Raw genomic sequence first — 19,216 nt, 5'->3', positions numbered from 1 at the left:
CCTCGGCGCCACGACGACCCCCGTCTGCGCCACCACGACCCCCGTCTGCGCCACCATGGTCCCCCTCGGCGTCACCGCGCTCCCCATCCCCCAAGCCGGCGCCGGCACGCGCCCCAGAGAACCGGCCGCCCTCCCCAGCCCCCCGCCACGCCTCCGCCCACCGCCCCGCACCGACCGCGCCCACCGCTCGCGCCTTGGCCACGCAGTGCACCGGCAACAGACTCAGCCCCCACCCCCCGGCCGCGATCGCCCCTTCCAGCACTCCCGCGTCCGGCGCCAGCGCGATCCGCAGCACAGCCCACCACCACAGCACCCCAAGCCCCACGGCGGCCCCCCACGCCCCCCAGGTCCTCGTCATCGCCGCCACCTCCAGCCGGACGCTAAGTCGACGCTCCTGCGCGCGCACAGGGCGCACAGGTGGCACGACGAAGCACCCCTCAGCGCGGCCGACCACGAGCGAGAAGGCACCTGGCCGCTACTCAGCCACCCTCACCCGTTCTCCGCCTGGAACATCCAGTGATGCTTCTCCAGATCCGCCGTGATCTGGATGAAGATGTCCTGACTGACGGGATCCGGGTCCCCGGTCGCCGCCACCCGCTCCCGCATCCGGACGATCACCGCGCCCAGTGCCCCCACCAGCGTTCTCACCGCGTCCGTGTCCTTGATCCATCCCTCGGACACCGGACCGATACCGCTTCCGGAGGCGACCGTCGCTGCGCGCCCGTCCGGCGGGACGCCCAGCGCCGAAGCACGCTCCGCCACGGTGTCGGAGTGCGTGCGCGCGGTGTCCACGACCTCGTCGAGTTGGAGATGGACCGAGCGGAACCGGGGCCCGACGACGTTCCAGTGGACCTGCTTCGCGACGAGTGACAGATCCAGCAGATCGACGAGCGCGCCCTGCAGCGCCTCGGACACGGTCTTCAGCGCGGCGTCCGACAGCGGGCTCTTGACGACGTACATCCACATCCTCCGTGGGTTCGCCCCCGGCCATGTCCCTCCACCATGACCGCCGCACCCCACCCCGGCAACGCGAAAACCCCGACCGCACTCCTCCGGGACCTTCCGGAGAAGCCCCGGCCGGGGCCTCATGCGTGCACGGCGCACGTGCACGTCATCGGTACATACAGGCTCACACACGCATCACACACGCACGCGCGTGAACCTCACGCGGCGACCACGTCCACCGCTTCCGCGGGTGCCTTGATGGTCACCCGTTCCGGTGGCACACCGGTCACCGACACGGAACCCAGCATCGGACGAACCGGCGTGGGAACGGGCTCGGTGGCCGCAGCAGACTGGGCCAGCTCGGCGAGGGCGAGCTCGTCGCTCACTTCCCGCATGAGCTCGGACATCCGTACGTCCAACGCGTCGCAGATGGCGGAGAGCAGCTCGGAGGAAGCCTCCTTCTGCCCCCGCTCCACCTCGGAGAGATAGCCGAGTGAGACTCGGGCGGACGAGGAGACTTCGCGCAGAGTACGGCCCTGGCGCTGGCGCTGCCGACGCAGCACGTCACCAAGCAGGCGACGGAGCAGAATCATCGGTGGCTCCCTCCTCGGACCGCGTAGCCGCATCCTTCTCGCCCCACCGTACCGCCTCGCGCCGCGGCCGTGCGGGGAGCGATGTCGTGTTCACTCAGGGCTGCAAACATCAAAACCCCCCGTTCCGTTCCGTATCCTGTGTCCGCTCATTCCCAGTGTGTTCGCTCACAAGCTCTGTCAGGAGCAGTGCGAGTACGCTCCGTACACTCTCCATACGGATTTCCGCGCGGTCGCCGTTCAACCGCAGCGCCTCCACTTTTCCGCCAGCGGCGGAAACGGAATCCGCTCCCACGAGCCCGTCGACGGCCACGAAGACCGTCCCGACCGGCTGTCCGTCCTGCGGCTCCGGTCCGGCGACGCCGGTGGTCGCGATACCCCAGTCGGCACCCAGCGCTTTGCGCACTCCGGCCGCCATCTGGGCCGCGACCTGCGCGTCCACCGCTCCACGGTCGGCCAGCAGGGTGGCGTCGACACCGAGCAGCTCGTGCTTCAGGGAGGTGGCGTACGCCGTCACGGACCCCTGGAAGACCTTGGACGCACCGGGGACCGATGTGATCTCCGCCGCGACCAGGCCCCCGGTCAGCGACTCCGCCACAGCGAGGGTTTCACCCCTCACCGTGAGTAGTCGCACCACGTCGGTGGCCGTGGAACTCACGCTTCCGTCTCCTCCAACGCGGCCTTGCGCTCGGCAATTCCCTGCCGGCGCAGCACAATGGCCTGTCTCACATAGTCGAGGCCGGTCACCACGGTCAACACGACCGCCACGGCCATCACCCACCACCTCAGCGTGGCCAGCCATCCCGTCAGCGCCAGCACATACATCCCGACCGCCACGCCCTGGGTCAGCGTCTTGAGCTTGCCGCCCCGGCTCGCCGGGATGACGCCGTACCGGATGACCCAGAAACGCAGGAGCGTGACCCCGAGTTCCCGGCCGAGGATGACGCCGGTCACCCACCACGGCAGGTCGCCCAGTGCGGAGAGACAGATCAGCGCTGCCCCCATGATCGCCTTGTCGGCGATGGGGTCGGCGATCTTCCCGAAGTCCGTGACGAGGTCGTACGTCCGCGCGAGGTGGCCGTCGAACAGGTCGGTGATCATGGCGATGGCGAACGCGGCCCAGGCGAGCGAGCGCCAGGCCGGGTCGTATCCGCCGTCGGCCAGCATCAACGCGACGAAGCCCGGCACCAGGATCAGCCGGAGCATGGTCAGCAGGTTCGCGATGTTCCAGACGCTGGCCTGGTTGACGGCGGCGGCAGCGATCTTCCCGCCCCGCGCCGACTTGGCACCGCCCTGCCCTGCCGAACCGCCATCGGACGCGGCGCCGGAGGACGAGCCCGACGCTTGGGCCGCTGCGGCCGTCGGCACCGGCCCCTTCGCCTGGGAGGAGCCACCCGCGGCTGATGCCGGAACACCCGTCATCTGCCCGCCTCCTCACTCAAAGCGAGCGAGCCACGCAGCGGCTCGGCCACCAGGTCGACACCTTCCGTGCCGACCACCTTCGCCTCGACCATACGACCGATGCCCAGGCCTTCGCCGCTCGTGAGCAGCACCTGGCCGTCCGTCTCCGGCGCCTGGTGCGCCCCACGGCCGTACGCGCCCTCCTCGCCGTCGACCGACTCCACGAGCACGCGCACGGTTTCACCGAGGCGCTCCTCGGCGCGCTGCGAGACCAGTTCCTCGGCGAGCCGGGAGACGCGGGCGAGCCGCTCGGCGACGACGTCCGTGTCGAGCTTGTTGTCGTACGTCGCCGCTTCCGTGCCCTCCTCGTCGGAGTAGCCGAAGACACCGATGGCGTCCAGCCGGGCCCCGTTCAGGAACCGCTCCAGCTCGGCCAGGTCGGCCTCGGACTCGCCGGGGAAGCCGACGATGAAGTTGGAGCGCACGCCGGCCTCGGGGGCCTTGCTCCGGATGGTGTCGAGCAGCTCCAGAAAGCGGTCGGTGTCGCCGAAGCGGCGCATCGCGCGCAGCACGCCGGGCGCGGAGTGCTGGAAGGACAGGTCGAAGTAGGGCGCGACCTTCTCGGTGGCGGTCAGCACGTCGATGAGGCCGGGGCGCATCTCGGCCGGCTGGAGGTAGCTGACGCGCACCCGCTCGATGCCGTCGACCTGGGCGAGCTCGGGCAGCAGCGACTCCAGCAGCCGGATGTCGCCCAGGTCCTTGCCGTAGGAGGTGTTGTTCTCGGAGACCAGCATGATCTCCTTGACGCCCTGCTCGGCCAGCCAGCGTGTCTCGTTCAGCACGTCGCTCGGGCGACGGGAGATGAAGGAGCCGCGGAAGGACGGGATGGCGCAGAAGGAGCAGCGCCGGTCGCAGCCCGAGGCGAGCTTCACCGAGGCGACGGGGGCGCCGTCCAGCCGGCGGCGCAGGGGCGCGCGGGGGCCGGAGGCCGGAGCGAGGCCGTCCGGAAGGTCGGCCGGGCCGTGCCCGGGCAGTGCGACCTCGGTGGCCGACTCCTGGCGCTGGGCCGGACTGATCGGCAGCAGCTTGCGCCGGTCGCGCGGGGTGTGCGCGGCGTGGATGCCGCCGGAAAGGATGGTCTGGAGGCGGTCGGAGATGTCGGCGTAGTCGTCGAAGCCGAGCACGCCGTCGGCCTCGGGGAGGGCCTCGGCGAGTTCCTTGCCGTACCGCTCGGCCATGCAGCCCACCGCCACGACGGCCTGCGTTCTCGCCTGCCCCTTGAGATCGTTGGCCTCGAGGAGGGCGTCGACAGAGTCCTTCTTGGCGGCGTCGACGAAGCCACAGGTGTTGACGACGGCCACGTCGGCTTCCGCGGCGTCCTCCACGAGCTGCCAGCCGTCCGCCTCCAAACGGCCTGCGAGCTCCTCCGAGTCCACCTCGTTACGGGCGCAGCCAAGGGTGACCAGTGCGACGGTACGGCGTTCAGGCATGGGCTCAAGAGTACTTCGTCCCGCTGACACCCCACGTCGACGGGGTTGGCCCGTCCTGGCCAACCCCGAACACGCGTACGCCGGTCAGCCGACCTGCGGGTCGCCCTTGGTGTAGGTCAGGCGCTCCACGGCCCCGGGCTGGAAGTCGTCGTCGATCTTCTTGCCGTTGACGTACAGCTGAATGGCCCCGGCGTCACCGAGGACGAGGTTGATCTTGGTGCTGTCCTGGAAGGTCTTGGACTGGCCCTTCTTGAGCAGCCCGTCGAAGAGCATCCGGCCGTTGTGGTCCTTGGCGTAGATCCAGCTGCGCCCGTCGACGGCGCTCACCTGGACGGTCACCTTGTCCTGCGGCGCGGCCGCGATGGCGCTGTCCGTGGGGTCGGGCTTCTCGTCGGGCTTGGTCGTCTTCGTGGTGGGAGAGGCGGAGTCGGTGGCGGTGGGCGTGGTGCCGTCGGCGACCTGTTCCTTCGCGCCGCCGTCGCCGCCGCCCTTGAGCACGGTGAACCCGACGAAGCCGACCACGACGACGATCGCGGCGACCATGGCCGCGGTCCAGTTCGGCCCGCGCCGCTCCGGGCGGATGCGCTCCGCCTCGAACAGGGGCGCGGCCGGGGTGGGCGCCGGTCGGCCGCCGTGGTCGGCGTCGTACTGTTCGAGCACCGGGACCGGATCGAGGTGGACGGCCTTGGCCAGCGTTTTGATGTGCCCACGGGCGTAGACGTCGCCACCACAGGCCGCGAAGTTGTCCGCTTCGATCGCGTGCACGATGGCGATGCGGACACGGGTGGCGGTACTGACATCGTCGACGGTCAGCCCGGCCGCGATACGCGCCTGCTGCAACGTACGGCCGATGGAGGGGCGGGCTTCCTCGGAAACGTCTTCGAACGGACGCTCGTCTTCAGGGGAGTTGCCGATGGACACGGGGGCGCCTTTCGAGCGTGTAGCCACCTGTGCTGGAGGTTCAGTCTAGGGGTGGTGCAAAAAGGTGGGGCAACCGGACGGCGGGGCTTGTACGCCATCGGAATGGCCGGACACTCCGACGGTGCGGTACGTGCTTGTTACTTCCCTCAACTTGACGTATGCCGAACGGAAACGGTTGCTCAATGATCCCTTACGGGTGAGTCACGATCCGAACATCACCCGGTTGCGCTCCCGCCCGCGAGACCACCGTCGCGCTCCCGTTTTCCCTTACCCTTCGGCCTCCCCGCGGATCACCGCGAGCACACCATCCAACTCGTCAGGCTTCACAAGAACGTCACGAGCCTTCGATCCCTCACTGGGGCCGACGACGCCCCGCGACTCCATCAGGTCCATCAGCCGCCCGGCCTTCGCGAAGCCGACGCGCAGCTTGCGCTGGAGCATGGACGTCGACCCGAACTGCGTCGAGACCACCAACTCGGCGGCCTGGCACAGCAGGTCGAGGTCGTCGCCGATGTCCTCGTCGATCTCCTTCTTCTGCTTGGTGCCCACGGTGACGTCGTCCCGGAAGACGGGCGCCATCTGGTCCTTGCAGTGCTGGACGACCACCGCGACCTCTTCCTCGGTCACGAACGCGCCCTGCATACGGGTCGGCTTGTTGGCCCCCATCGGCAGGAACAGCCCGTCACCCTTGCCGATGAGTTTCTCGGCGCCGGGCTGGTCGAGGATGACGCGCGAGTCGGCGAGGGAGGAAGTGGCGAAGGCGAGCCGCGAGGGCACGTTCGCCTTGATCAGGCCGGTGACGACGTCGACGGACGGCCGCTGGGTGGCGAGCACCAGGTGGATGCCGGCCGCGCGGGCGAGCTGCGTGATGCGCACGATGGCGTCCTCGACGTCCCGCGGCGCGACCATCATCAGGTCGGCGAGCTCGTCGACGATGACCAGGAGGTACGGGTAGGGCTGCAGCTCGCGCTCACTGCCCTCGGGCGGCTTGGCCTTCCCCTCGCGCACAGCGCGGTTGAAGTCGTCGATGTGCCGGTAGCCGTACGCCGCCAGGTCGTCGTAGCGCAGGTCCATTTCCCGTACGACCCACTGGAGCGCCTCGGCGGCCCGCTTGGGGTTGGTGATGATCGGCGTGATCAGGTGCGGGATGCCCTCGTAGGCGGTCAGCTCGACGCGCTTGGGGTCGACCAGGATCATCCGGACGTCCTCGGGGGTCGCCCGCATCATGACCGAGGTGATCAGACAGTTGATGCAGGACGACTTGCCGGAGCCGGTGGCGCCGGCGACCAGCATGTGGGGCATCTTCGCCAGCGAGTGCATGACGTAGCCGCCCTCGACGTCCTTGCCGAACGCGACCAGCATCGGGTCGTCGTCCTCCGCGGACTCCGCGAGGCGCAGCACGTCGCCGAGGTTGACCATCTCCCGGTCGGTGTTCGGGATCTCGATGCCGACCGCGGACTTGCCGGGGATCGGGCTGATGATCCGCACGTCCGGGCTGGCCACGGCGTACGCGATGTTCTTCGTCAGCGCGGTGATCCGCTCGACCTTCACGGCGGGGCCGAGCTCGACCTCGTAGCGCGTGACCGTCGGCCCGCGCGTGAAGCCGGTGACGGCCGCGTCGACCTTGAACTCGGTGAAGACGGTGGTGAGCGAGGCGACGACCGCGTCGTTGGCGGCGCTGCGCGCCTTTCCGGGGCCCCCGCGCGTGAGGAGGTCGAGGGAGGGCAGCGCATAGGTGATGTCGCCGGAGAGCTGCAGCTGCTCGGCACGCGGCGGCAGGTCGCGCTCCTGCGGGGGCGGCGCCTTCGTGAGGTCGGGGACCTCCCCGGAGCTGAGGTTGCCCTGTTTGGGCTTGTCCTGCTTGGGCTTCTCCTGCCGGGGGCGCGCGGCCGGTGCCGGGACGGGCGTCGGCGTGGTGTCCTCGCGATCGCCCACGTGCACGCCCTGGGTGAGGTCGGCGACGACCGGCGAGGGCGGCATGCCGTGCAGGACAGCACCGTCGAGGGCGGCCGCGGCCGCCGCGGCGACATCCACCGCGTCCATCTGCCGCCCCATGTCGGGCTGCGGCACGGCGGAGCGCCGGGGACGGCCACGGCGCCGGGAGAGGGCCTCCTGCTCGGCGCTGTCGGGGTCGTACGCCTGTGGGGCGCTCGAGCGCCGACGGGGGCGCGCGGGCAGCGCCTCGCGCCACTGCTCGTCGTAGCGCTCGTCATCCTCGGGGTACTCGGCGTAGTCGTTCTCTGTGGGGTCGTGCAGGATGCCCAGCTTCACGCCGAGCAGCCGCATCCTCTGCGGGATGGCGTTGACCGGGGTGGCCGTGACGACCAGGAGCCCGAAGACCGTGAGCAGCACGAGCAGCGGTACGGCGAGGACGTCGCCCATGGTGTACGTCAGCGGGGTCGCCGCTCCCCAGCCGATGAGACCGCCGGCGTCCCTTATGGCCTGCATCCCGGCGCTGCGGGCGGGCGCGCCACAGGCGATGTGGACCTGGCCGAGCACGCCGATGACGAGCGCGGACAGGCCGATCACGATGCGGCCGTTGGCCTCGGGCTGCTCGGGGTGACGGATGAAGCGCACGGCGATGACCGCGAGCAGTATCGGCACCAGCAGGTCCAGGCGGCCGAAGGAGCCGGTCACCAGGATCTCGACGAGGTCGCCGACGGGCCCGCGCAGATCGGCCCAGGTCCCCGCGGCGACGATCAGTGCCATGGCCAACAGCAGCAGCGCGACGCCGTCCTTGCGGTGGGCCGGGTCGAGGTTCTTCGCGCCGTTCCCTATTCCGCGGAACACCGCGCCCACGGCATGGGCGAGCCCGAGCCAGAGGGCACGCACGAGCCGATAGACGCCCCCGGTGGGGCTCGGCGCCGGTGGCGGCACCGGCTTCTTGGCCGCGGCTTTTCTGGCGGGCGCCTTCTTCGCCGGAGCCTTCTTCGCCGGGGCCCTTTTGGCAGCGGCCTTCTTCGCCGGAGCCTTCGCGGGAGCAGCCGCCTTCTTGGCGGGCTGCTTCTTGGCTGCGGAGGGACGTGAGGCCATAGGTGTGAGATTACCGGTGGAGACGACTGTGGACACGTGCGCCCACTGCTTCACCCGTTCGTGTCGCCCTCGTCGAGGCGTGAAACTGACGCGCGCTCACGCGCAACTGCGTGCGCGGCACGCGTCAGTTCTGCGACGGTACCGTCGCGCCACCGTTTCCGGTGCCCGGCTCCAGGGCGTCCAGCGCCCGGCGCAGGCCGGTGAGTTTGCGTTCCAGGTGGGCCGCCGTGGCCACTGCCGCCGCGTCCGCCGACTCGTCGTCCAGCTGCTTGGACAGCGCCTCGGCCTGCTCCTCGACGGCCGCGAGCCGCGCGGAGAGCTCGGCGAGCAGACCCGCGGGCTCCTTGGCCCCACCGGCCGCCGCCTTGCCGCCACCGCCCTCCAACTGGAGCCGCAGCAGCGCCGCCTGCTCACGCAGCTGGCAGTTCTTCATGTACAGCTCGACGAACACGGAGACCTTGGCGCGCAGCACCCACGGGTCGAACGGCTTGGAGATGTAGTCGACCGCTCCCGCCGCGTACCCCCGGAAAGTGTGGTGGGGGCCGTGGTTGATGGCGGTGAGGAAGATGATCGGGATGTCCCGCGTCCGCTCCCGCCGCTTGATGTGCGCCGCCGTCTCGAAACCGTCCATTCCCGGCATCTGCACATCCAGCAGAATGACCGCGAAGTCGTCCGTCAGCAGTGCTTTGAGCGCCTCTTCCCCGGACGATGCCCGCACCAGCGTCTGATCGAGCGCAGAGAGGATCGCCTCCAGCGCCAGCAGATTCTCCGGCCGGTCATCGACCAGGAGGATCTTGGCCTTCTGCACCATGGCCCGCCCTCCTCGCCCCGGCATGGGGCCTCCCCTGTCCGCAGGACTTGGGGTGACACCGCCCGGTGCCGCCCCAGGGGACGACTCCCTTGCGCCGCCCGTCCTCGTGCCGGTCATCGTAGCCGCACCCCGCCCGTCGCCACACCCTGTCACCGTGATGTCACTGTGCACGTAGCAGAAACGCAGCGGGAGACCAGAAGGTTCCCCGAACACCGTGGTTCTACACGGCTTTCGGAACCCTCAGTCAGCAACTCCACCAGCAACTCCTCGCGCACCTCGAAGGTTCCCGCCACATCGGCACGAACCTTCGACGAACCCTCGACAAGTCCTGCCATTCGGTCACTCGACCCTCATCCACTGCTGCATCACCGCGAGCAGATGGTCGGGGTCGACCGGCTTCGTCACATAGTCGGAGGCGCCGGACTCGATCGCCTTCTCCCGGTCGCCCTTCATCGCCTTCGCGGTGAGCGCGATGATCGGCAGCCCGGAGAACTGCGGCATCCGGCGGATCGCCGTGGTCGTCGCGTATCCATCCATCTCGGGCATCATGATGTCCATCAGGACGACCGCCACGTCGTCGTGCTGTTCCAGCACCTCGATGCCCTCACGGCCGTTCTCGGCGTACAGCACCGACAGACCGTGCTGCTCCAGAACACTGGTCAGCGCGAACACGTTGCGGATGTCGTCGTCGACGATCAGCACCTTCTCGCCGCCGAACCGGATCCCGGGGTGCGCCTGCGGCGCCGGCTCCTGCTCCGCGACCGACCACGGCTGCTGCTCCTGCTGCACGGCCCGGTGATGTCCGTTGCCCGGCAGTTGCCTGCGCCGGCGCCGGAAGAGCGCGGCCGGGCCGTTCTGCGTCTCCCGGTACGACTTCACCTCGGCCGGCGTCTCGATCTCCGGGCCGGAGAGTTCGGCCGGCTCTGCCGCCGCCCTCTCCGCCGCCGCCACCAGCTCTCCCGGCGCCAGAGCCGACACGAGCTGCTGATAGCCCTGCGGCGGCAGTTCACTCGGGTGCAGCGGCAGATACAGCGTGAACGTCGAGCCGCGTCCCGGCTCGCTCTGCGCGTGGATCTCACCGCCGAGCAGCTGCGCGATCTCCCGCGAGATGGACAGCCCGAGGCCCGTACCGCCGTACTTGCGGCTGGTGGTGCCGTCGGCCTGCTTGAACGCCTCGAAGATCACCCGCATCTTGCTGGCCGCGATGCCGATGCCGGTGTCGGTCACCGAGAACGCGATCAGCGGCGCGTCCGGATCGGTGAGCGAACCGGCCTCCAGGAGCTGCTCGCGAATACCGACGGGGACGTCCTGCCCGGACGGCCGGATGACCAGCTCCACCGACCCGGAGTCGGTGAACTTCACCGCGTTCGACAGCAGGTTGCGCAGCACCTGCAACAGCCGCTGTTCGTCGGTGTGCAGGGTGGCCGGCAGCTCCGGCGACACCCGCACGGACAGGTCGAGCCCCTTCTCCGCGGTCAGCGGCCGGAAGGTGGCCTCCACGTAGTCGACGAGCTGCACCAGCGCGATACGCGTCGGGGAGACGTCCATCTTGCCCGCCTCGACCTTCGACAGGTCGAGGATGTCGTTGATCAGCTGGAGCAGGTCGGAACCGGCACCGTGGATGGTCTCGGCGAACTCGACCTGCTTCGGCGAGAGGTTGCCCTCGGCGTTGTCGGCGAGCAGCTTGGCCAGGATCAGCAGCGAGTTCAGCGGCGTCCGCAGCTCGTGCGACATGTTCGCCAGGAACTCGCTCTTGTAGCGCATCGACACCGCGAGCTGCTCGGCACGCTCCTCCAGGACCTGCCGCGCCTCCTCGATCTCGGTGTTCTTCACCTCGATGTCGCGGTTCTGCTGGGCCAGCAGCTCGGCCTTCTCCTCCAGTTCGGCGTTGGACGCCTGGAGGGCCTTCTGCCGCTGCTCCAACTCCGCCGACCGTTCCCGCAGTTGCTCGGTCAGCTCCTGCGACTGCTTCAGCAGCTGCTCCGTCTTGGTGTTGACGGAGATCGTGTTGACGCTGGTCGCGATCATCTCGGCGATCTGGTTGAGGAAGTCCTTCTGGATCTGCGTGAACGGCGTGAACGACGCCAGCTCGATCACCCCGAGCACGCTGCCCTCGAACAGCACCGGCAGCACGATCACCTGCGCGGGCGGCGCCTCGCCGAGCCCCGAGGAGATCTTCAGATAGCCGCTCGGCGCGTTCTCCACCAGGATCGTGCGCTTCTCCTCCGCGGCCGTACCGACCAGCGCCTCACCCGGCGCGAACGACGTCGGCATGGAGCCCATCGAATAGCCGTACGAGCCCAGCATCCGCAGCTCGTACGGATCCCCCGAGCCGTCGGCCGACGACACGGCCACGAAGAACGCGCCGTGCTGCGCCGAGACCACCGGCGTCAGTTCGCTCATGATCAGCGAGGCCACGTCCTCCAGGTCCCGGCGGCCCTGCATCAGCGCGGAGATACGGGCCAGGTTGCCCTTGAGCCAGTCCTGCTCCTTGTTGGCGATCGTGGTGTCGCGCAGGTTGGCGATCATCTTGTTGATGTAGTCCTGGAGTTCCTGGATCTCCCCGGACGCGTCCACGTCGATCTTCAGGTTCAGGTCGCCACGGGTCACCGCGGTCGCCACGCGCGCGATGGCACGCACCTGCCGGGTCAGGTTCCCGGCCATCTCGTTCACCGACTCGGTGAGGTCGCGCCAGGTGCCGTCGACGTCACGCACGCGTGCCTGACCGCCGAGCTGCCCCTCCGTACCCACCTCACGGGCGACTCGGGTGACCTCCTCGGCGAAGCTCGACAGCTGGTCGACCATCGTGTTGATGGTCGTCTTCAGTTCGAGGATCTCCCCGCGCGCGTCAATGTCGATCTTCTTCGTCAGGTCACCCTTGGCGATGGCCGTCGTGACCATGGCGATGTTGCGCACCTGGCCCGTCAGGTTGGACGCCATCTGGTTCACCGACTCGGTGAGGTCCTTCCACGTACCGGCCACACCGGGCACGTGCGCCTGACCGCCGAGAATGCCGTCCGTACCCACCTCACGGGCCACCTTGGTGACCTGATCGGCGAAGGAACTCAGCGTCTTCACCATCGTGTTGAAGGTGTCGGCGAGCTGCGCCACCTCACCGCGCGCCTCGATCGTCACCGTCCGCGTCAGGTCACCGTTGGCGACCGCCGCGGCGACCTGGGAGATGTTGCGCACCTGAACGGTCAGGTTCTTGGCCATCAGGTTGACGTTGTCGCTGAGGTCCTTCCAGATGCCCGTGACACCCGGCACGTGCGCCTGGCCGCCCAGGATGCCCTCGGTGCCCACCTCGCGGGCCACGCGGGTCACCTGCTCGGCGAACGACGACAGCTGGTCCACCATCGTGTTGACGGTCGTGACGAGCTCGAGGATCTCGCCCTTCGCGTCAACGGTGATCTTCTTCGACAGGTCACCCTTCGCGACCGCAGTCGTGACCTCGGCGATGTTGCGGACCTGGATGGTCAGGTTGTTCGCCATGAAGTTCACGGACTGCGTGAGGTCCTTCCAGGTGCCGGAGACACCCTGCACCTCGGCCTGACCGCCGAGGATGCCCTCCGTGCCCACCTCGCGGGCCACACGCGTGACCTCCTCGGCGAACGACGACAGCTGGTCGACCATCGTGTTCAGGGTGTTCTTCAGCTCCAGGATCTCCCCGCGCGCGTCCACGGTGATCTTCTGGGACAGGTCACCCCGGGCCACCGCCGTGGCCACCTGGGCGATGTTGCGCACCTGGCCGGTCAGGTTGGACGCCATGCCGTTCACGGAGTCGGTCAGATCGCGCCACACACCGGCGACGCCGGGCACCTGCGCCTGACCGCCCAGCCGGCCCTCCGTACCCACCTCGCGGGCGACCCGGGTCACCTGGTCGGCGAAGGCGGACAGCTGGTCGACCATCGTGTTGATGGTGTTCTTCAGCTCGAGGATCTCGCCGCGCGCGTCGACGTCGATCTTCTGCGACAGGTCACCGCGGGCCACCGCCGTCGTCACCTGAGCGATCTGCCGCACCTGAGAGGTGAGGTTGCCGCCCATGAAGTTGACGGAGTCGGTGAGCTCCTTCCAGGTGCCGGACACACCGTCCACCCGGGCCTGACCGCCCAGCCGGCCCTCCGTGCCCACGTCACGGGCCATCCGGGTCACCTGGTCGGCGAAGCTCGACAGCTGGTCCACCATCGTGTTCACGGTGTTCTTCAGCTGGAGCATCTCGCCGGAGACGTCGACGGTCACCTTCTGCGACAGGTCACCGTTGGCCACCGCCGTCGTCACCTGGGCGATGTTCCTCACCTGCCCGGTGAGGTTGCGGAACGCGGTGTTGACGGAGTCGGTGAGGTCCTTCCACGTACCGGCCGCCCCGGACACCTGCGCCTGACCACCCAGCTCACCCTCGACACCGATCTCGCGCGCCACGCGCGTGACCTCGGCACCGAACGCCGACAGCTGGTCGACCATCCCGTTGACGGTGTTCTTCAGCTCCAGCATCTCGCCGGCCACGTCCACCGTGACCTTCTGCGACAGATCACCGTTGGCCACCGCGGTCGTCACCGCCGCGATGTCCCGCACCTGAGTGGTCAGGTTCCGGAAGACGGTGTTCACCGAGTCGGTGAGGTCCTTCCACGTCCCCGCGGCACCCGGCACGTTCGCCTGCCCGCCCAGGCGCCCCTCGGAGCCGACCTGGTGGGCCACGCGCGTGACCTCGTCCGCGAAGATCCGCAGCGTCTCGGTCATCTGGTTGATCGTGTCGGCGAGCTGCGCGACCTCACCGCGCGCCGGAACGGTCACCTTCTGTGAGAGGTCACCGTTGGCGACCGCCGTGGTCACCTGTGCGATCCCGCGCACCTGGGCCGTCAGGTTGCCGGCCATGGTGTTCACCGAATCGGTGAGTTCCTTCCACACACCGTCGACGCCGGACACCTGCGCCTGGCCGCCCAGGATGCCCTCGGTGCCCACCTCACGGGCGACGCGCGTCACCTCGGAGGAGAACGCGGAGAGCTGGTCGACCATCGTGTTGACGGTGTTCTTCAGCTCCAGCATCTCGCCGGCGACATGAACCGTGACCTTGCGTGACAGGTCACCCTTGGCGACCGCCGTCGTCACCAGCGCGATGTCCCGCACCTGCGCCGTCAGCCGGTCCGCCATCGTGTTGACGGAGTCCGTCAGGTCCTTCCACGAACCGGACATGCCGCGCACCTGGGCCTGCCCGCCCAGCTTGCCCTCCGTGCCGACCTCACTGGCCACACGCGTGACCTCGTCGGTGAACGTCGACAGCTGGTCGACAAGGTTGTTGACGGTCCGCCCGACCTTCAGGAACTCACCGCGCAACGGATGCCCGGGCCCCTCCGGGGTGTGCGTCCGCAGCTCCATACGCGGCGACAGATCACCCTCGGCCACCGCCGACAGCACCCGGCTGACCTCGGAAACAGGCCGTGCGAGGTCCTCCACGAGTGCATTGGAGTTGTCGATGGCCGTCGCCCAGGCACCCTCACAGGCGCCCGTCTCCAGCCTTTCCGTGAGCTTTCCCTCACGTCCCACCATGCGCCGCACCCGCGACAGCTCACCCGTCAGCTGCAGATTGCGGTCGGCGACCTCGTTGAAGACCGCCGAGATCTCCGACATCACGCCGTCCCCGGACACCGTGAGCCGCCTGCGGAAGTTCCCGTCGCGCATGGACACCAGGGCCGCCAGCAGCCGGTTCAGGGCGGCCGTGTCCACGACAGTGGTCCCGCCTCGTGGTGTGCGCTGCTTGCTCAGGGACTGTCCGCCTTTCGCGCGCGCCTTCGTGCTCCGCGTCGCTGCGCCAGACTCCACTGTGTCCCTCCCGCAGGGGTCGACCGTTACTGCTGTGCTGGGGTTGTGCTTCTCGGCGTACCGGTTGCTGCTGCTACTGCTGCGTATTCCTGCCCGATGTAATCAGCTCGGGCCAAGGGGCTGCTTCCCGACATACACAGAAGACACGCGACCTGCCCGGACCTTCACAAGAAGCTTGCCCAGTGTTTCACCCTCACCCAACCAGGCCATAACAGTTCGGCAGCTTCGCACACGGTCCGCACACCCGGAGGACGGAATCAGAGGCGACCGGCATCCGCACGGTGGGGGAAGGTAAGTAACCTTGCATGCGGCTGTCCAGCCGCGCCGGCCCGTCCGGCCTGGGCGGAGGCACGAGGACGAGCGGGCATCGGAGGGGCGGCCGCACACATGACCACCGGACTGATCCCGGGGGGACAGACCCCGGACCCCCGGCCGACGAGCGCGCTGCCGCCGCACCAGCGGAGCGAGCAGGTCGGTCAGGCAGCCCAGCACGCCGACAACCGGTCGAGGAGTTCTGTGATCACCGCGCGCGCGGCCGCCAGCTTCGAGCCTGTCGGGCGATCCGTCGCCACCGCCCGCTCCTTCGTCCGCGACACCCTCCAGGGCTGGGGCTTCGGCGACATCGTCGACGACGCCGTCGTCCTCACCAGCGAACTCGTGACCAACGCCGTGGTGCACGCCGGCACCCACGCCGACGTCCTGTGTCTACGCAGCGACGACGGCGTACGGATCGAGGTGGCCGACCGCTACCCCGAGCGCGAGATCCCCCTCCAGGGCGCGGCCGTCAACATGGGCAACCTGGACCGCGAGGGCGGCCGCGGCCTCCAGCTCTGCGCGGCCATCGCCGGCCGCTGGGGCGTCGAGTACACACCCACGCACAAGCAGGTGTGGTTCCAACTCGACCTCCCGGAACGCCCGGTGGGCACCCGCACGGCAGGCCCGTCGCTCCCCGCCGACCTCCTCCCCCTCGCCGACGGCCGCGTCCGCGTCGCGGTCGTCCAGATCGACCGTACGGGCGCCATCTCCGCCTGGAACGAGGACGCCGAAGAACTCTTCGGCTACGCCGCCGACCAGGTCGTCGGCAAGCCCCTCACCGACCTCGCGGCCTGGCCGCACACCCCTGGCACCAGCACCGGCATCGCCGAGGCTCTCCAACTCTCCCGCTGGGAGGGCAGCTACGGCATCCGCGGCGCCGACGGACGCGTGACCCCCGTGTACGCCTCCCACCTCCGCGTCCGCGACACCGGCGGCGAGCCGTCAACTGTGTGCCTCCTCGTACGTGACCACGAACGGGCTGTTCTCCAGACTCCGTTGCGCGTCCCGTCCTCCGACACGACGCCCGCCACCGACGGCCCGAGCAACGACCCCTTCGAGGTGTTCATCGGCTCCCCGGCCCCCGACGACCTCGACGGCCTCCTCCAGCGCACGGTCGAACGCGCCCGCGACATGCTCGACGCCGACTCCGCCTTCCTGCTCCTCGCGACCGACGACGAGACGGAGTTGGAGGTCCGCGCCTCCACCGGCCTGCCCTCCGCCCGCCAGCGCTTCGCGCGCGTGCCCGTCGAGGCGGGCCCCGGGCGCTACGGCTCGGCCCGCATGCCGGCCGTCCACGAGGACCTGACGGCCGTGCCGGGCGCGGTACCCCTGCTGAACGGCACCGGAATGCGCTCGGTGGTGACGGTCCCCCTCAAGGTCGAGGGCCGCCTCACCGGCTCCCTCGGCGTCGCCGCGGAATCTCCCGGCCGCTACTCCAACGAGGAGGCGCTGCGCCTGCAGTTCGCGGCCGACCGCATCGCTCTGGCCGTCGAGTCGGCCCGCCTGGGCGAGCTGGAACGCCTGCGCCGAGGCTCGCTCAGCTTCCTCGTCGAAGCCTCCGACCTCCTCGCCGGAACCCTGGACCGCGACCAGACCCTGGCACTGATGGCCCAGATGACCGTCCCGACTCTGGCCACCTGGTGCGCGGTCTACACGATCGCCGACCAGGCCTCGGAGCCCTACCTGTCGTACGTCCTGCACGAGGACGAGGAACTCATCGACGGCATCAAGTCGTTGCTGTCGAAGATCTCGCCGCCCGACCCGGTCCCCACCCCCGGCGCCCGCGTCTGGCCGGCCCCCGCGGAAGCCGCCCACCAGGCCGCCCTGCGCACCTCCATGCGCAGCCTCGGCCTGGGCGAGCCCACGACGGTCAGCTCCGGCATCGGCCCGACCCTGGCGACGGCCTCGGCGGTGGGCGGCGAGACGGTCGTCCTCCCCCTCGTCGCCCGCAACCGCGTCATCGGCATGCTCACGCTCGGCAAGCCAACCGACGAACACTTCCGCCAGGAGATCCTGGAACTGGCCGAGGACCTCTCCCGCCGGGCCGCCCTGGCCCTGGACAACGCCCGCCTCTACTCGGAGCGCACGGCCATCAGCCAGGCCCTCCAGCGCAGCCTCCTGCCGCCCGAGCTTCCCGAGATCGACAGCGTCGAAGTCGAGGTCATCTACCGCGCGGCCGGCGAGGGCAACGAGGTCGGCGGCGACTTCTACGACGTCTTCCCGATCCGCGACGGCGCATACGGCTTCGCCATCGGCGACGTCTGCGGTACGGGCCCGAACGCGGCCGCGGTCACCGGCCTCGCCCGGCACGCCCTGCGCCTCCTGGCCCGCGAGGGCCTCAGCGGCCCGGCCGTCCTTGAACGCCTGAACTCCGCGATCCTCGACGAGGGAGCCCGCAGCCGCTTCCTGACCCTCCTCTACGGCGAACTGCGCCCCCAGGAGGACGGCAGCGCGGAGCTGAAGGTGGTCTGCGCCGGCCACCCCCTCCCCCTCCGCCTGCGCCAGGACGGCACGGTCGAGGCGGCCGCCGAGCCCCAGCCGCTCCTCGGCGTCATGGACGACCTTGAGCTCTACGAGCAGACGGTCACCCTCGACCCGGGTGATGTCCTCCTGTGCGTCACGGACGGCGTCACCGAGCGCCGCGAGGGCACGCGCATGCTGGGCGACGACGGCCTCGCCGACGTCCTCACCACCTGCACGGGCCTGACGGCGGGCGCGGTGGCGGCCCGCATCATGCGCGCCGTGGAACGCTTCGCCTCGGACGCCCCCTCCGACGACATGGCCATCCTGGCGATGCGCGTCCCGGGCATCCACAAGGACTGACGAGGGCATGGAAAAGGCCCCCGCCCGAAAGGGCGGGGGCCTTAATTCTTGAGCCCCCAAACGGAATCGAACCGTTGACCTTCTCCTTACCATGGAGACGCTCTACCGACTGAGCTATAGGGGCCTGTCACCCTTTGAGGTTTCCCTCGCGGCAACGGAATAGATCATACCCCGGACAGACCCGTGCTCCCAAACCCGTTCAGAAGGCGGGCTGCAGCAGTCCACCGAGCGCGTTGCACGCGGCCACGGTCCGCTGCATGTCCCGCTTCGTCAGCAAGGCGTCCACCGGCAACGCGAGCGTCTCGTCGGCGGCCCGCTCGGTCTCCGGCAGGGACACACACCGCCGGAACTCGGGCAGACGGTGCACGGGAGTCTTCACCGGTACCCGGCAGTCAACGCCCTTGCCCCGTACGGCCCGAGCGAACGCGTCCCGGTCCGGCCGCCCGTTCCCGGGCACCCGCACGACGTACTGCTGGTAGGTGTGCCCGTCCCCACCGTCGGGCGTGCGCACCCCCCGCAACTTCCCGTCGAGGTAAGCGGCACGCTGCCTGCGCTGCGCCACCTCGTCGTACGGCGACTCGGACTCCGCCTGCTCCAGCACGAGCAGCCCGTGCCGCTGCCCCACACCGTGCAGCCGCACGACGTCGGCAGGCCGCCCGAAGCGGTGTACGGCAACGACGGCCGCCGTCCGCGGAGTTATGACCGCTTCGACAGCGGATGGATCAAGGCAGTAGGTCACCGCGTCTATGTCGGCGAACACCGGAAGCGCCCCGGCGAGGGTCACCGCCTCGGCGACTTCCACGTTGCCGAAGGCCGGCACGACCACCTCGTCGCCGACACCTATGCCGGCGGCCCTGAGCATTGCAGCAGTACCCATGCTCTGGATGTTGGTTGCGCAACGTGAACTTCAAGTGACGGGAAACAAAAAAGGGTTGGACCCGGAACCAAAGGTTCAGGGTCCAACCCTTTCAAAATTTGTTCGGCGGCGTCCTACTCTCCCACAGGGTCCCCCCTGCAGTACCATCGGCGCTGTAAGGCTTAGCTTCCGGGTTCGGAATGTAACCGGGCGT

The 19,216-nt window shown here is 69.4% G+C and carries 12 protein-coding genes, 1 tRNA gene and 1 rRNA gene; 1 reads left to right on the top strand and 13 read right to left on the bottom strand.

Annotated features, from left to right (window positions below):
• From AC067M_RS14635 to AC067M_RS14590, 10 genes are all read right to left on the bottom strand, one after another.
• On the bottom strand, nucleotides 1-358 hold a 358-nt coding region (locus AC067M_RS14635), incomplete at its 3' end, for a hypothetical protein (RefSeq protein WP_478697563.1).
• A gap of 131 nt (nucleotides 359-489) precedes the next feature.
• Nucleotides 490-960, bottom strand: a complete 471-nt coding sequence (locus tag AC067M_RS14630; protein ID WP_478697354.1) for a Dps family protein — start codon at nucleotides 958-960, stop codon at nucleotides 490-492.
• A gap of 203 nt (nucleotides 961-1,163) precedes the next feature.
• Entirely contained in the window at nucleotides 1,164-1,538 is a 375-nt protein-coding gene (locus tag AC067M_RS14625) for a helix-turn-helix domain-containing protein (RefSeq protein ID WP_030178264.1), read from the bottom strand.
• 109 nt (nucleotides 1,539-1,647) lie between these two features.
• Entirely contained in the window at nucleotides 1,648-2,193 is a 546-nt protein-coding gene (locus tag AC067M_RS14620; protein ID WP_478697353.1) for a CinA family protein, read from the bottom strand.
• A complete protein-coding gene (gene pgsA, locus AC067M_RS14615; RefSeq protein ID WP_478697352.1) occupies nucleotides 2,190-2,957 on the bottom strand; it encodes a CDP-diacylglycerol--glycerol-3-phosphate 3-phosphatidyltransferase in 768 nt (255 codons plus the stop codon). The genes AC067M_RS14620 and pgsA overlap by 4 nt, the downstream gene beginning before the upstream one ends.
• Complete coding sequence (gene rimO, locus AC067M_RS14610; RefSeq protein ID WP_478697351.1) at nucleotides 2,954-4,426, bottom strand: 30S ribosomal protein S12 methylthiotransferase RimO; 1,473 nt, start codon at nucleotides 4,424-4,426, stop codon at nucleotides 2,954-2,956. The genes pgsA and rimO overlap by 4 nt, the downstream gene beginning before the upstream one ends.
• A gap of 84 nt (nucleotides 4,427-4,510) precedes the next feature.
• Nucleotides 4,511-5,347, bottom strand: a complete 837-nt coding sequence (locus AC067M_RS14605) for a helix-turn-helix domain-containing protein (protein WP_478697350.1) — start codon at nucleotides 5,345-5,347, stop codon at nucleotides 4,511-4,513.
• A 267-nt stretch (nucleotides 5,348-5,614) separates the two neighbouring features.
• The gene (locus AC067M_RS14600; RefSeq protein ID WP_478697349.1) at nucleotides 5,615-8,380 is read right to left on the bottom strand and encodes a DNA translocase FtsK; all 2,766 of its coding nucleotides are present in this window, start codon (nucleotides 8,378-8,380) and stop codon (nucleotides 5,615-5,617) included.
• A gap of 124 nt (nucleotides 8,381-8,504) precedes the next feature.
• A complete protein-coding gene (locus tag AC067M_RS14595; protein ID WP_478697348.1) occupies nucleotides 8,505-9,191 on the bottom strand; it encodes a response regulator in 687 nt (228 codons plus the stop codon).
• A gap of 339 nt (nucleotides 9,192-9,530) precedes the next feature.
• The gene (locus AC067M_RS14590) at nucleotides 9,531-15,008 is read right to left on the bottom strand and encodes a HAMP domain-containing protein (RefSeq protein WP_478697347.1); all 5,478 of its coding nucleotides are present in this window, start codon (nucleotides 15,006-15,008) and stop codon (nucleotides 9,531-9,533) included.
• A gap of 387 nt (nucleotides 15,009-15,395) precedes the next feature.
• Here AC067M_RS14590 and AC067M_RS14585 point away from each other — a divergent pair, with 387 nt between their 5' ends.
• Nucleotides 15,396-18,146: a SpoIIE family protein phosphatase gene (locus AC067M_RS14585; protein ID WP_478697346.1), complete on the top strand. Its 2,751-nt coding sequence runs from the start codon at nucleotides 15,396-15,398 to the stop codon at nucleotides 18,144-18,146.
• A gap of 51 nt (nucleotides 18,147-18,197) precedes the next feature.
• Here the strand turns inward: AC067M_RS14585 and AC067M_RS14580 are convergent.
• The 3 genes from AC067M_RS14580 to rrf form a co-directional block, all read right to left on the bottom strand.
• Nucleotides 18,198-18,270 (bottom strand) — tRNA-Thr (locus AC067M_RS14580).
• Between the two features lie 75 nt (nucleotides 18,271-18,345).
• Complete coding sequence (locus AC067M_RS14575; protein WP_478697562.1) at nucleotides 18,346-19,008, bottom strand: DegT/DnrJ/EryC1/StrS family aminotransferase; 663 nt, start codon at nucleotides 19,006-19,008, stop codon at nucleotides 18,346-18,348.
• Nucleotides 19,009-19,123: 115 nt separating this feature from the next.
• Nucleotides 19,124-19,216 (bottom strand): 5S ribosomal RNA (rrf, locus tag AC067M_RS14570); the annotation flags it as partial.

The sequence above is a fragment of the Streptomyces sp. NPDC043427 genome (assembly GCF_056436655.1).
Note: the sequence above shows the minus strand (reverse complement) of the source record. Positions and strands in the feature narration are given on the sequence as shown.